General features: G+C 59.6%; 9 protein-coding genes. All 9 read left to right on the forward strand.

All coding sequences use genetic code 11. The features are described 5' to 3' along the window. The first annotated feature begins 132 nt into the window (after positions 1-132). The 9 genes from tnpA (at position 133) to CCR94_RS13870 (ending at position 13,873) form a co-directional block, all read left to right on the forward strand. Positions 133-504: an IS66-like element accessory protein TnpA gene (gene tnpA / locus CCR94_RS13830; RefSeq protein WP_244594070.1), complete on the forward strand. Its 372-nt coding sequence runs from the start codon at positions 133-135 to the stop codon at positions 502-504. Further along, positions 501-857, forward strand: a complete 357-nt coding sequence (gene tnpB / locus CCR94_RS13835; protein ID WP_104508440.1) for an IS66 family insertion sequence element accessory protein TnpB — start codon at positions 501-503, stop codon at positions 855-857. Before tnpA ends, tnpB begins: the two co-directional genes overlap by 4 nt. A 50-nt stretch (positions 858-907) precedes the next feature. Continuing rightward, positions 908-2,482 carry an IS66 family transposase gene (gene tnpC / locus CCR94_RS13840; RefSeq protein ID WP_104508441.1) on the forward strand — a complete coding sequence of 525 codons (1,575 nt, stop codon included), beginning with the start codon at positions 908-910 and terminating at the stop codon, positions 2,480-2,482. After that, positions 2,479-3,105 carry a UPF0149 family protein gene (locus CCR94_RS13845; RefSeq protein ID WP_244594071.1) on the forward strand — a complete coding sequence of 209 codons (627 nt, stop codon included), beginning with the start codon at positions 2,479-2,481 and terminating at the stop codon, positions 3,103-3,105. The genes tnpC and CCR94_RS13845 overlap by 4 nt, the downstream gene beginning before the upstream one ends. 65 nt (positions 3,106-3,170) lie before the next feature. Next, on the forward strand, positions 3,171-3,755 hold the full coding sequence (locus tag CCR94_RS13850) for a hypothetical protein (RefSeq protein WP_146090000.1): 585 nt from the start codon (positions 3,171-3,173) through the stop codon (positions 3,753-3,755). A gap of 33 nt (positions 3,756-3,788) precedes the next feature. Further along, positions 3,789-5,879, forward strand: coding sequence for a 3'-5' exonuclease (locus CCR94_RS13855; protein ID WP_104508443.1), 2,091 nt, complete (start codon positions 3,789-3,791; stop codon positions 5,877-5,879). Between the two features lie 543 nt (positions 5,880-6,422). Beyond that, positions 6,423-7,364, forward strand: a complete 942-nt coding sequence (locus CCR94_RS25110) for a hypothetical protein (RefSeq protein ID WP_158254762.1) — start codon at positions 6,423-6,425, stop codon at positions 7,362-7,364. Between the two features lie 190 nt (positions 7,365-7,554). Further along, positions 7,555-11,946, forward strand: coding sequence for an HTH domain-containing protein (locus CCR94_RS13865; protein ID WP_104508444.1), 4,392 nt, complete (start codon positions 7,555-7,557; stop codon positions 11,944-11,946). Between the two features lie 13 nt (positions 11,947-11,959). Further along, positions 11,960-13,873 (forward strand): hypothetical protein, encoded by a 1,914-nt coding sequence (locus CCR94_RS13870; RefSeq protein WP_146090001.1) that lies wholly within the window; start codon positions 11,960-11,962, stop codon positions 13,871-13,873. Positions 13,874-14,839: the final 966 nt, after the last annotated feature.

Raw genomic sequence — 14,839 nt, forward strand, 5'->3', positions numbered from 1 at the left:
GTAAGCGGCACGAGCCTCCCACATGGCGGTTTTCGTTGGAATAGTTGAGACTCGCTGGGGTTGAACCTGAGCGAGCTTCGTAAATCCATGCATCAAGCCAGAGATCAAGGCGCCTCTTACCAACGGGTTGAAGTGATCACCGGCGCGCGGCGTCGGCGCGATTGGAGCGACGCCGAAAAGGCGCGCATCGTTGCGGAAAGCTTCAGCCCGGATACGAGCGTTTCAGACATCGCGCGGCGCAACGGCGTCAGCCGCGGCCTCTTGACTGTTTGGCGACGCGAAGCCCGGACGGCGATGGCCGAGAGATCGCTCTTTGCCCGAGTCGAGATCGAGGATGCATCAGCCGGGTCGCCGCCAAGAGAACTGGGTATGGCGCCCTCGGAACCGGGCGCGCGCCCGGAGCGCATCGAGGTTGCGATCGCGGGCGCGACGGTGCTTGTGCCGGCTGGCGCCGACGCGCGGACCCTGACGAACGTGTTCGCGGCGTTGAGATCGACGCGATGATCTCGTTTGGCCCTCAAGTCCGGATTTTCGTGGCGACGCAGCCGATCGACTTCCGCACCGGCGTCCATGGTCTCGTGGCGCTGGTCGCTCAAGGATTGCAAGCCGACCCATACGGGGGCGACGTTTTCGTGTTTCGCTCCAAGCGGGCCGATCGGTTGAAGCTGCTGGCGTTCGATGGCACGGGAATTGTGCTCACGACGAAATGGCTCGAAGAAGGGAAGTTTGTCTGGCCGCCGGTGCAGGCGGGCGCGATGCGGCTGACGGCGACGCAACTGGCGATGCTGTTCGACGGTCTCGGCGAGTGGCTCCGGCTTGCTCCACCGCCGCCGAAACCAGCGCCGAAATTCGCCTGAAACGCCTTGTTCTGCTAGCGCTTCAGGCTGTTTCTGCATAGTATTTCCTCATGTCGCTTCGTCCAGAAGATCTCCCGAAAGACCCGGCTTTGCTGGTCGAGATGATCCTTGCTCTTGATGGCGAGAAGGAGGACTTGCGCGCGGAAATCATCACGCTCAAAACCTTGATCTTCGGGGCACGCTCGGAGCAGGCGGCAAAAATCCTCGCCGAGCAATTGGCGCTCGATCTGTTGGACGTCGGAGCCGCACCGCCGCCCGCCGCCAACGACGACGGGTTCGAGAAGCCGGACGCCTTCAGGAAAAAGCGCAAGGCCCGGCGCAATATCGGCGCCCTGCCGAAACACCTCCCGCGCTGCGAACGCATCATCGAGCCGGAGACTACCGAGTGTCCCTGTTGCAGCGGACAAATGCACCGGATCGGCGAAGAGATCAGCGAGGCGCTCGACCGGGCGCCGGCGCAGATCCGCGTGTTGCGCACCGTCCGTCCCAAATACGCCTGTCGCTCATGCGAAGGTCCGATCGTCCAAGCTCCGGCGCCCGCGCGGCTCGTCGAAGGCGGCCTGGCGACGACAGCATTCATCGCCTATATCGCCGTCGCCAAATACGCTTGGCTGTCGACGCTCTACCGTCAGACGCAGATTCTCGCCGGCTACGGCGTCAACATCGACCGCCAGACGCTGGCGCGCTGGATGAAGGGCGCGGCGGGGATGCTCAGGGGCCTCTATCTGCTGCAATTGAAGACGATGCACGGCTATGGCCGCCTGTTCGTCGACGAGACCCCGATGCCGGTGCTCGATCCCGGACGCGGGCGAACGCGGATTTGCCAGTTCTGGGCACATGCGACCGATGACCGGTCCTGGCAAGGACCCGCGCCGCCCGCCGTCGTCTATGTCTTCGCCCGCAGTCGCGGCAAGAAGGAGATCATGAGCCAGTTGGCCGGCTTCGAAGGCGTGTGCCACGTCGATGGCTACGCCGCTTACGACAGCATGGCGGACGATGAAAAAATGTCCGGCAAGATCGTGCTGGTCTATTGCCTCATCCATGCGCGCCGCAACTTCGTCAAGGTCCACAAGACGACGAAATCGCCCTTCGCCCAGGAGGTGATCGCGCGCATCGGCGCGGTCTACGCCATCGAGGCGCGCATCCGCGGGCGCAAGGCCGACGAGCGTCGCGCCGTTCGCCAGGCGGAGACCAAGCCGCTGATGGAGGCGCTGAAGGCGCGGCTGGAAGCGGTGCGGGATGGGATCTCGCGTCAGTCCACGCTGATCAAGGCCATCGACTACATGCTGGAGCGCTGGAATGGTCTGACGGCGTTCCTTGACGACGGTCGGCTGGAGCCCGACACCAACATGGTGGAGCGAACCATTCGTTCCATTGGAATCGGCAAAAAGAACAGCCTGTTCAGCGGCGACGAGGGCGGAGGGGAAACCTGGGCGATCCTGGCTTCGCTTCTGAACACGGCAAAACTCAACGACGTCGACCCTGAGACTTATTTGGCCGACGTTCTCGAACGGATGGTCTCCGGCCAGACCAAGAACAACCAGCTCCATGAGTTGCTCGCCTGGAACTGGAAGGCCGCGCGCGAGGCCGAAGCCCGCGCGGCGGAAGCGCGCGCTGCGGCATGAGCAAGCCGAAATCTCGCCCGGGAAAGCGCCCGGCGCAAAAGCCGGTCAAGACGACCATGGCCGACTACGCCATGTCCTTCGAGCAACTCGGGGAATGGGTGAGTGCGCGGGCGAAATCGCTTTCCATGGTCGATGGCGCGGTCAGCGCCGTCGTCGCCGGGCCGGTGTCGACGATGCCGGAGGAATGGGTGTGCCCGCTGCTCGGCGTCGATCCCGACGACTTCAATCACGACACCGAAACATTCTCCGCCATCGCGGCCACGCTCATGCGTCACAACGAGATCAGCGAGACGCTGTCGACGAAGCCGGAAACCTTCGCGCCAGTGTTCGTGCAAATGGCGAATGGCGAGATCGACGCAAGGCCATGGTGCATGGGCTTTCTCCTCGTCATGAAGCTGCGGCTGAGGGAGTGGTCCAGATTGCTCACGCCCGCCAGGGTCGAACACCGCCTGCTGCTGCCGATCCTGTCACACTGCGTCGACGACCGCGACCGGCCGTTCCTGCCGCCGGCCATGAGAACGGAATCGGCATACTTCATCCAAAACGCGTCCAGCGAGATTCCGAAGAGCGTCGAGGCGCTGAGGCAGTTCTGGATGCCGATCAGGTTCAAGCGCGACACGTGAGCCGGTCCCCACCGGGGCTTCAGCCCCTGGTGCGCTCGTGCCGCTTACGATTGGCCTGGGGTCACTTGGCTCAGTTGGACGTCGACTTTGTCGATGCGGCGACGCGGGCCTTGCAGGATCTGAACGACAACGACCTCAGAGTGGCGTCAGGCTACCATTATGAGCGCGGCCCGGTGCCCATCGAGCAATCCTTGCGCGGTGGACGTCAGCTTTTTGAATCCGTTAGGCTTTCCAAGGCTTTGCCGACGACCTTGGCAGGACTTCGACAATATCAAAATGCATGGATGCGTCCCCTGACCAATCGCGTCACAAGGCCGCGATACATCGGCGCGTGGAATGCAACGGCGATGTTCATGGTGGTCTTGTTCGCCAACCCGCCACTTGCCGCGACCATGGTCGACAACAGCGTATTGCTGCCACCTGGCGGTCCGATCTCAACGGCGCTTGGCATACTCCAGAAGGCCGGCATCGTTCGGCATCCGCCGGCTGCAAAGTTCGATGAAGGCGAGGTCGAACTTGGGGCCATCGCCGAAGACAATGGCCTCATGACTGAAGTCTTGACGGGCCTGGATGGCTGGAGCCTGATCGACGGTCACAGCGGTCTGTACATGTTGGGCACGCGATTTCCGGCATCCAATGACTGGTTCTGATCAAACTGCTCAGATTTCAAAGGCCGAAGCCTGATGGAATTTCGCATAGCCGACACCTTCACCGACGCGCTCGCCCGTCTTGCCGCCAACGAGCAGAAGGCGGTCAAGACGACCGCTTTCGACCTACAGATGGACCCGTCATCACCGGGGCTGTCGTTTCATCGCATCGACAACTCCAAGGATGCGAATTTCTGGTCGGTGCGGGCCAACGCCGACATCCGCATCATCGTCCACAAGACGGCGGCGAGCATGCTGCTCGCCTATGTCGATCATCACGACAAGGCTTACGCCTGGGCCGAACGACGGCGCATCGAGGCGCATCCCAAGACGGGCGCCGTCCAAATCGTCGAGGTGCGCGAGCGCGTCGTCGAAGTCGCCCCGCAACTTCCCTTCGGCGCGCCCATCGTCGCGTCGGGCGCCAAGCCGACCAAGGCGCCGATTTTCAAATCGCTGTCGACCGACGACCTCCTCGCCATCGGCGTTCCCGAGGACTGGCTGGCCGATGTCGCGCGGGCGACCGAAGACCGCTTTCTAGACATTGCGGGGCACCTTCCGGCCGAGGCTTCCGAGGCGCTGCTCGAATACGCCGCGACGGGAGACTTGAACAGACCGGCGCCGGCGAGGCCGGCCGACCCCTTCGCCCATCCGGACACGCTGCGGCGCATCCGTGTCGTCGAGAACGCCGAGCATCTGGCGCTGGCGCTCGACTATCCCTGGGATAAATGGACCGTCTTTCTCCATCCCTCGCAGCGCGCCTTCGTCGGCAAGGAGTTTTCCGGCCCCGCGCGCATCGCGGGCTCCGCGGGAACCGGCAAGACCGTGGTCGCGCTCCATCGCGCCGCGCGCCTCGTCGAAACCACACCCAACGCGCGGTTGCTCCTGACGACTTTTTCCGACCCGCTCTCCCGCGCGCTGGAGCGTAAAGTGCGGATTCTCGTGGGGCCGGACTCGCGCGTCATCCCGAGCATCTCGGTCGCCTCGTTTCAGGGCGTGGCGCTCGACCTGTTTCAACTTGCGTTCGGCCACCGCGCCCATGTCGCGACGGAGGACCGGGTTTGGGCGATCCTGGCGGAGGTCTCCTCGACCATCAGTGTCTCGGAATTCAGCGAGCGCTTCATCCGTTCCGAGTGGACCAACGTCGTCGACGCTTGGCAAGTCAACAATGCCGAAGCCTATGGGCAGGTCCCGCGCCTTGGCCGCAAGAACCGAATGAGCGTCAAGCAGCGCGACCGACTCTGGCCGGTCTTTGAGGCGGCGCGCGCCGCCTTGCTGTCGCAAGGCTTGATGACCTGGTCGCAGATCTTTGGAAAGCTCACAGGCCACTTCGCCGGCCGTGCCGAGAAACCGTTCACGCATATTGTCGTTGACGAAGCGCAGGATCTCGGTGTGCCGGAGTTGCGGTTCTTCGCGGCGATCGCCTCGGGTGGCGCCAACGCCCTGTTCTTCGCGGGCGACATCGGACAGCGGATCTTCCAGCAGCCCTTTTCCTGGAAGGCGCTCGGCGTAGACGTTCGCGGTCGCTCGGCCACCCTGAAGGTCAATTACCGCACCTCCCACGAGATACGACAGGCGGCCGACCGTTTGTTGCCAAGCGTTTTGCGCGACGTCGACGGCGTGGAGGACCAACGCAAGGGGACGGTGTCGCTGTTCAGCGGTCCGGAACCGATCGTAGCCCTTGCGCCTGATGAAAACGCTGAACTCCCCACTATCGTCGATTTCGTGAAGCAAGCGTTGGCGGACGGGATCGCCGCGCATGAGATCGGCATCTTCACCCGTGGCGCTGATCAACTTCCCCGTGCGCGGGCCGTGGTCAAAGCTTGCGGCTTGTCTGCTCTGGAGCTTTCCGGACGCGGCGACGATCCTGCTGGGCGCATGTCCGTCGGCACGATGCATCTGGCGAAGGGACTGGAATTCAAGGCAGTCATCGTAATGGCGTGCGATGACGAGGTGCTGCCGCTTCAGTCGCGGGTCGAGGCCGTTGCCGATGAGGTGGAACTGGATGAGGTCTATGAGACCGAGCGTCAGCTGCTCTATGTCGCCTGCACGCGGGCCCGCGACCGTCTGCTGGTCACAGGCGTTGCACCAGGGTCCGAATTCTTGGCGGATTTAAAACTGCCGATTTGATGGCCTTGTCGATTTTGGTCGGCGTGCACCGGATGGACAGCGGAATTCGGAGATAAGTCTGGAGTGACCGATTTGGAATCGAGGAACCAGAGGATCCGGAAAGCCGAAAAAATGGGGGCTGTGGGCGACCTGCGCGATGTGCTATAAGCTGACGGTTCGGAATGGATTACTTGCGTTAACCGCGTTGCGGTAAGAATTTTAAATATAATTGAGCGGTTCTTATTTGAAACTTCGTGCACGACAGCGCCCCTGGCGCCGACTTGATAATATAATTTTACTTCACGTAACGTAAAAATGGCAAAATTGCGGTTAATAAGGCTAGTAAACACATCAATTCGCGCCAATTTTCGGTGAGTGCGAAAAAAAATTTGCTTCAACGAAGCTAGGCTAGCGCTGGAGGCGGGATTGTCAGGCATGCCGCGCAAAGATGAAGCGCGCGTAAAAAATCTCGTATACATTTCCAATGAAGTATAGCGTTTTTGGTTGATGGGAGGATATGTTTTACAATGGCTCATGGTAAATTTCGAGCCAAGGAGTTAGACGATGTTTTCCGAATTTTTCGCTGAACTCAATCTCGCAGAAGAGAAGGCGAAACACGCCGACGAAATCGCGAAATCAAGCAAGACTGGAAATGGCGCAGAAGTCGCCATGGCCTTGTCGGTGTTCAAAGCGGCCAATGTGTGCGTGCTGAGGCAGGATTTTTTGGTCTTGGTCGGCGCCATTGCCGACGCGGTGGAGTGCGCGGATGCGGGCACGATCGAAAGGCTCAAGATGAAAGGCGCGCTATTGGCCGCCGGTGTGGGCCTTTTGACCAAGTCACTCAAGGACCAGCTGACCAGCGCCACCAACGCCAAACTCACGGCGCAGACCCAGAGCGAACAGAAGGTGACGGATAGTCCCGCGCCCGCCTTCGATAAAGCCGAGTTTTCCGAGAAGACCGAGGCGCCGATGACGGCAGAGGCGCTGCAGGCCGAACCCGCCAAAGACATCGATTTGCAATTCATTTCGCCTCAGCGATTGAAGCGTGAGGACCACGACACGATGAAGCAGCACGGATGGTTCTGCAACACCGATACCAGACCCCGCATAAAGCCCTTGGATTTCTTTTGGGTGGGCCGCGGTATGCTGGAAGCCGTGCCGGAAGCGGTGCAGGCGATCGCTTTGCGTTACGGAGCAACGATCGAGGGCGTGAACCTGCCGAAACGTACTGCCAAAACTGCCGGGTCCGCAGATGCGCTGGACGTGCCGGAGCAGCGCGAGATCGGCGCGCCGGACGTCGAGGCGCCGACGAAGCCGTCGGCCACCAAGGATTCGAATGAGGCCGGCTGCATGCCGATCAAGGGCGCCGGCGGGAATGACAACCGTGATCTGGCGCCGAACGCGACTACAGACACCAATAGCGAGATTTTGGACTTGGTCACGATGGCGGCCAGCCAGGACCTGCGCTCGACCCAAGCCGGCGCCAAGAGCGCGATCACCTCTTGACCAGGCGCCGTTCCAGGCGCCAAGAAACAGCAGCCAGCATGCCCCACGATCCGGCGCCATCATCCCGTTGCCAAGGGGGCGGCATCATCCAGAAATCGATAGGCGCCATTATCTCGTAATTGCCGGGCGCCTTCTTCGGAATCGACAGTTGGTCCGAATAATTTAGGCTCAATACAAATATGAGCAGAACGTGCCAAGCATCCTAACCAGAGACAGCGTCGAAGCCGAGCTTGCTCAGGTCAGAAGGGCCGAAGACGCCGATGCGGGAGCAACTCGCGCCGCATATGGCGCCCTCACGCCGGAAGATTTTGAACTCTTACTTTACGACCTCTTCCGAGCCGACGGCGGAAGCGGAGAGTACTACGACACTGCTACCCTGATGATCACAGGCGCGGACCGAGGCCGTGACGTTTGGCTCACCCGTGAGGAGCGTCCCTCAGGCCTTGTGCAGTGCAAGCGTGTCGCCGGAGCCTTCACCGTGCCGGACACGGTGAGGGAAGTCATCAAATTCTTGCTCTTTGCCGAGATTGATAAAAGTTTGCTGCCCGATGCGGAGAACTTTCAATACAACTTGGCAGTGAGCAGCGAGCCAGCCGGTAAAGTGGTAGGCTTTTTCACTGCTCCCATTACTTGGTTCCGAGATAACGACGCGGACATCGAGAAACATCTTCGCGAGGTCGTCGGCAAGTACACAAGCTTTGATGGTATCGACGTTCCATCTGTCTTGCCTCGGATGAAAACCCGGCTATTGAGTTTCAGGTACTCGCTCATCCGCCCGGTCGATCTAGACGAACGCTTGGAACACCACCCGAGTGTCCGGGCGCGCTTCTTCCGTGTGCGGCAGGTCATCGACCATGAGAGCATGCGCGCCATGCTCGACGCGAAGTTCGAGGCCGAGCAGCGACGCAATCAGCGTTTCGTAAACCCGCTGTCGCAGGCTTTACTCGACGAAGAGGTTCGCCGCGAAATCGAACGCATTAGGCGGCGCCGCTTCTTTGACGGAGCGAACACCCAAGATGACGCCGCTAAGCTCACGAAACGTCTCGTCGGTGGCGACTTGTCGTCTGCTGCCGATGGAACGCGTTCGGCGGCCATCGGAGCTTGCGCCCGCTGGCAGGCGCTGAAAGGGGAGCCCGATCGAATTCAGCAGGCGATCGACGAAGCCAACCGCCTTGGCGATTCTGAGGACGCACGGATCGCCTCAGCCTTTTTGGTCGCAAAGACAGATTGGCAACAAGCGCTTGCGGCGCTCGCGCCTGTTAACAGCGGCCCTCGAAGGATGGCCGCGCTTCAGGTCGTGCTCGGTGATCAAGGTCCGGTGCTGGCGCTCCAATGGTGCACGACGGCCGAGATCGACTTCTTGAATCTTGATTCCGATGGTCGCCACGTGCTCTTGACCGTTCGCCTTCAGGCGGGAGATTGGGACGGCGCGTTCGCTGACGCAGTAAGGTTTACTGACGAGGACTTCATCAGCACTCCGGCCGCGTTATGGATGGCCGCTGTGGCGCTTCTTGGCCAAGCCGTTCCTGGCGATCTGCGAAGTGAACTCCTGGGCGGAGCGCCGTTTGCGGCGCGCGAGTTCCCGCTAGCAGACAATGAGAATGCACTCGCCAACAGGCGGGAAGCAGCACGCTTATCTCGGTTAGCGGAGATAGCCGCGACAAAGCTAGAATGCAAGTCGGACGCAGTCTTGTTCGCTTGTACCGCGCTCTGGTTGGAACTGCGCGATTCTCAAGCGACGCACGAAGCCATGCAACGATTGCAAGCGCATCTCAGTGATGGTGAGAGCGCGATGCCCTTCTTGCCGCTCGCCTTGAGTTTCCATGTGCCTTTAGATCTGGATTTCATCGAGCGTGTCCTGGCGCGCAGAGAAGCGCTTCAGCCTCTTGGGAGTTCGGACCTCGCCGTTGCGCGATTGTCTCTAGCGGTCCACCAAGCGAATGCCGAAGACGCTGCCGATTACTTCTTACGCCATCGCGAATTGATCCTGAGGCACCTCAAAAAGCCTGAAATCTATTGTGTCGAAATTCGCCTACTGATCGAAGCTGGACGCCATGAATTGGCGCGGGAGCGCTTGTCGGAAACCGAAAACGAGCTTGATCCCGCGCATCTGGATCTGTTGAAGAGTGCTGTTGCGCAAAGCTCGAACGAGCAACTGACAGCTGAGCTCGAAGCTCAATACGAACGACAACCTTCGACAGTTCACTTGGCCCGTCTCGTGGATCAACTCAGGGCGCAAGGCTATTCGGATCGTTATTTTGAACTCGGTCGCAAACTCGTTACGACGACGAAAGTCGCTACGGACGCCGAGCATTTCATTCACTTTTTACTCTGTCACGAGCGTCACGATGAGGCGGCGATGGTTCTCGACGACATCGAGGATGTCGTATCGACATCAGCCACTCTGCGCGGCTTCCTGGCGTGGAGCCGTTATCGCCAGGGCAACTTCAAAGAGGCCAGTCGGCTCGTCGAGGCTCTACGATCTGAGCGCGATACTGCGAACGATCGCGCGCTGTTCGTCAACATTCTGATCGCCACTGGCCGATGGCCCGAACTCGGAACCTTTGTGGAGGCGGAATGGGCGGTGTGTGAGAAGAGATCTGCCGAGGAGTTGCTCGGTATCTCGCAGCTTGCCGCTCGCATCAATTCGCCGCGGCTTTGGACGTTGCTTCAGGCTACTGCCACCCACCCCGATGCCGACGCCCGGATCCTGCTCGGCTGCTACATTACAGCGACTCAAGCAGGCCGAGAGAACGAACCTGAAGTCGGCCGCTGGTTTCAAGACGCGGTAAGTCTGTCCGGGGAAGATGGTCCCATAAAGCACGCATCCTTAGATGAACTCATCTCGGAGGCGCCGGCATGGAGCCGACACGTCGATGATGTCTGGGCACAGTTGCGCAAAGGCGCTGCTCCTCTCGCCGTCGTGGCTCAGGTCCTTCACAGATCCTCACTCGAGATGCAGCTTGCCGTGATGGTCGCCAATAGGGAGCAGCCTGACCCGCGACGGCGCGGCGTCATTCCGGCGTTCAGCGGCGCGCGAGGCGCACCAGACCCTCAAGCTGCAACAATCGGCCTGAGCGGCAGCGCGTTGGTCACTCTGACGTATTTGGGTGAGATCGAGCGCGTGATTCAGCGAGATGGCGGAATCACCATTCCGCACAGCACCTTAAGCTGGCTATTTGAAGAACGCGGGAAGCTCGCGTTTCACCAGCCTAGTCGGATCAAGGCCGCGCATGCAATGAGTCGCGCGATTGCCCGCATGCGGCTGCATAGGTTCACAGCGATGAGCGCCGTCGAAGGCCAACTGGCGGAAGCTGTCGGTCCGGATCTGGCGACCATGCTCAGTTCGGCTATCGTCATCGACGACACACGGGTGCAACGGATCGTCGTCCGGTCCGCACCGGTCCACAAACTGGGTTCGCTCCGGCGTGAAGAAGCTGACCTTTCCTGTTTTAGCAACGTGCTGTGCAGTTGCCTTGCAGTCATCGACAAGCTCGCCGAGCGCGGACATTTGACGTTGGATGAGGAGGAATACGCCCGAGCCTACCTTGAACGGCAAGAGACCCGTTGGCCTCGCGAACCGACAATCCAGGACGGCGCCGAGCTCTATCTTGACGACTTAAGCGTAGCATACCTAAGGACTACGCGAGTTCTTGATAAGCTTGCAGCTGCTGGATTGAAGGCGTTTGTTTCCGAGCGCGAAATTCACGAAGCCAACGCATTTATCGAGCTTGAGACCAGAGCCGAAGCAATTGATGAGGTCGTGGAGAGGCTGCGAAGAACCCTCGCTTCTGGAATAGAACGTGGCGCCGTCGCGACTGACTCGATGTTCAAGGCGGATAAGTTGGCCGGCCATCCAGACGTCGCGGTCCTGCATCTTGCCGGGAAAGTGGACGCGATCGTCTGTGATGATCGATTCATGAACCAACACCTCAACATGGAGGGAAAGGACGGCTCATCGGTAATTTGGACGTCACTCGACGCCATACGTTCGTTGAATGCCAGCGACTCACAAGAGAGTTTGTGCCGACATCGCACGGCTCTTCGCCAGGCGGGATACATTTTAATCTCCGCCTCAGCGGATGAGTTAATAGAAATGATTGCCCGAGCGAAAACGCGTGATAGCTCTGTCGTCGAGACTGGAGAGCTGCGAGCTTACCGTGAAAATCTTCAACTGGCGCAAATGCGAGGCTGGCTGTCGTTGCCGCTGGAGGCGCATTGGTTTGATACAATGTTAACTGATCTCGCAAATGCGGTGGTCGCTCAGTGGAATGACGATGTGTCCGAGGCGGACGCGCGCGCTCGGTCCAAATGGCTCTTGGAGCGCGCTGACCTACGAAACTGGGCCGGTCAGACTGATCAAGAAGACAACCTCAACATGGCTCGCTTCGGATTAGCCATTATCGTCAACAGCCTGCTATTGAGCCACAGCTGTATTGGGTCTCGGGAGGCCGCTGCTCGCTTTGAAAAATGGTTGGAAGATGTAGTCGATGACCTGAAGAATGAAGACCTGACCATTTACAATAAACTGGTCGAGGCCTCGCGGGCGACTGTGCTTATGCGTGTAGCAATTGATGTATGAAAGTCTAATGAACATGAGCACTGAAAAGAGGTCTTTAGAGGCAAACGTGCTCGGGATATTCCCCCCTTTCCTTCGACGGGAACTGGTGGCGAACAAAGCGTTCCGCGATGAGCTTGGCATTAAGGTCCAGTCAATTTTGACGATCGGTGTAGGAGGCGCCCGATTTCGTCGAGACAAGCTGTTTGACGCGATCCGATCAGCCCTGGCTGACCAGAGCACTGCTGCGATCCATGATGAATCGGGTACGTCCTATTCTGTAATGATCGAGGTGCAAGGCAACGGAAGTACGGTGGTTACGGCAACACAAGGGGACACGCATCTTAGGCTCAGCGGCCTTGCAATTCTGAGCACCGATCGCGCGCAACGTCTGCTTGAATTCGATTTTGCGCTAGTCGACGCGGGGCTGCCGCCCAACGGGTTGCCGGAGTGGCGCGTCATACTTGAACAAAGACCTATTGAGGACGACGAGCTCGGCGAGCTGCTGGCTGATTTGTCGAGAACACCTCAATCTTGCATAAGGGCTTTAGATAACGAGCTGTCCGGCCCGGACGTGAAGCTCGAAACAATTGCCCCCGCCGATCCGGCATATTACGAGCGCCTAGTGGGAGTCGGAGACGCTTGCTCGGCCTCAGAACTCGCTGGCAGCGCCAGCTCACGGATCGCTGATCTGCTAGCCTGGGACACCGAGCAAGGCGCTCGGGTGGCGCTTCTCCTTGCGAGTCATGCTGGTGTCATCGCAGAGAGCCCACTGAGCAGCTTGCCTTCGGACGCGTTAGCTCGCCTAGGAGAGTGGGCGAAGGACGGAGCCGACCTAGTGTCGAAGATTGGCATGATTGAGTTGGGCCTTGCCGTCCTCCCGAGCTCACGTCATCTCGAACCAATGATCGAGGCGCTCGTCCGAGAGATCATCGAGCTAAACCCTGACGATGCAGCATGTCGGTTGAATTTTTTGTCAGCCGGTTTCGTATTGATCGACGCGGAGTTGAGTCGTACGAAGGCACTCGGGAATTGGCCGCCTTTTCGGCGCCGGTTCGCCGCGCTGGCACAGGCTTCGTTGGTCGAGCGGGTCGGTCTCGGCCGTATTGATGTGGAGAGCTTCAGTAAATGGGCTTTCGGCCAGCGAGGCCACCGATTCTACCTTCAGACGCTGGTCGATATGCGCCTCGAACCGCGTTGGTTGCCGGATTATGCTGGACCGGACCAACTACATTGCGAACTTATTGGTCGGATACACAACGCCGGCTATCAGTTCGCGCCAAACGTTCCCCCGGGCAGCTTGCACCAGCTGCTGTTCAGCGATGACCCTATGGCGGTCCAGGCTGCCATCAACTTTCCGGCCAGCTTTCTTCCGGGACCGTTAGAAGGATCCCTTGAATGTAGACGCAATCCTGTTCCGGCGCATTTCGAAGCAATTCTCAATGAGAGCTTGGCGGGCGAACAATTCGAGCCGAAGAGCGTAACCGCTCTCATCAACCTTCGCGGGCTTTTTCATTTTGATAACGAAAAGATTGCAAGGACTGTTTCAATGATCCGCGCAGCGGGTCACAGAATCAACGGGGACGTTTCCTTAGAAGAACGCGACGCGTTGATCCACGGCTTGGCCGGCGTCGCCGCGATAACCCGAAGCACAGACTTGGCCTGTGACGTCAGAGTGATGATGCGCAAGAACCGCATCGATGGCTTGTCTCCACCTCGGCCCGGCTGCGAGTTGCTGATCGGTCTCCATGCTGCAGCGGCTTACGAGGAGTCAGAAGCTTGGCGAAAATTCATCGGAGACTGGGCGGGTGAACTCGCCTTCGGCGTATCTTCGAAGGGCGAGGCTCAGGAACTGCACACTTGGCTAACAACTCTCTGCGTCATAGAACCGGCGCTCCGCAAGACGATCGGATGCGGGCTTGCTGCTCTCGCCGCATACATCGAAGTTTAAAAGCTGCTATTCATTCGGCCTTTTATCCGAGTCAACGTTCGCTTTTGGCAATCCTTGCCCCGATTTCGTCGGGCACCCGCTTCAGCTCACGGTCCGTCACTGAATAGGGGAGGAGAGAACGGGGCGATCGGCACCCATCGCGTCGCGCGCGTTACGCCCTATGCAACCCGAGACATCGTACTTGACGATCTTCATGCCCAGATCGTCGAACTTCATCACTTGCTAAAGGTCATTCCATGCACCAAGGAGCTGGCTATGCCCAGACCAGCCGAGGATGATGCCGTAGTCGATCGCGCCGCGAACCTGCTTAGGTTCGCCTTCAAATGGGAGCGACTTTGCCATTGGCCGCTTGTGACATCAGCGATGTCGTGAAATTTCCCAGCGTTCACAGTGCCCATCTATGTCCTGGCTGGCGCGCCATTCAAATCAATGACTGAGTTCAAATACTCAAGCACCGTGCTTCCCATAAAATCCAATTGGGAAGCACATGGGAAGCACCGTCGAGAACAACGGTCCTGTTCGCTGTCTGCCCGTCTCCTCGCTTGTCAGGCTCGGGCCGCGCTGCGCTCCGTCGTGCCCCCGCTCAATCTCTGGATGGCGTGAGAGGCGCGTAGACGCAGCGCAAATCTGTCGCGCCCGTTTGCCCGTCACACGATCTCAAACGCCAGCCACGCAGCCGCGCCGCGCCCAAGCCAAACCACTGGCTGGTAACACCTTGTTACCGCACGCCCCCGGCGGCATCTCTGCTTGCCCATGACCTTGACGCTTCGGGCGGCGTCCCATCGTCCCGCTCAATCACTCGCGATTCGCTCAGCCCATCCATCGCCAGTCGGTATCCATCCGGCGTGACGCGCCTTGCGAAAATTGAGGCCTGCGCGATGCTTCGCAGCTAAATCGGCTTTATGAGCGAGGTTAGCTGCGCAGCATGGGACGAATTACGGTGATATCGGGCGCCGAGCGCCGCCG

This window comes from Rhodoblastus sphagnicola, assembly GCF_002937075.1.
GTDB lineage: Bacteria > Pseudomonadota > Alphaproteobacteria > Rhizobiales > Beijerinckiaceae > Rhodoblastus > Rhodoblastus sphagnicola.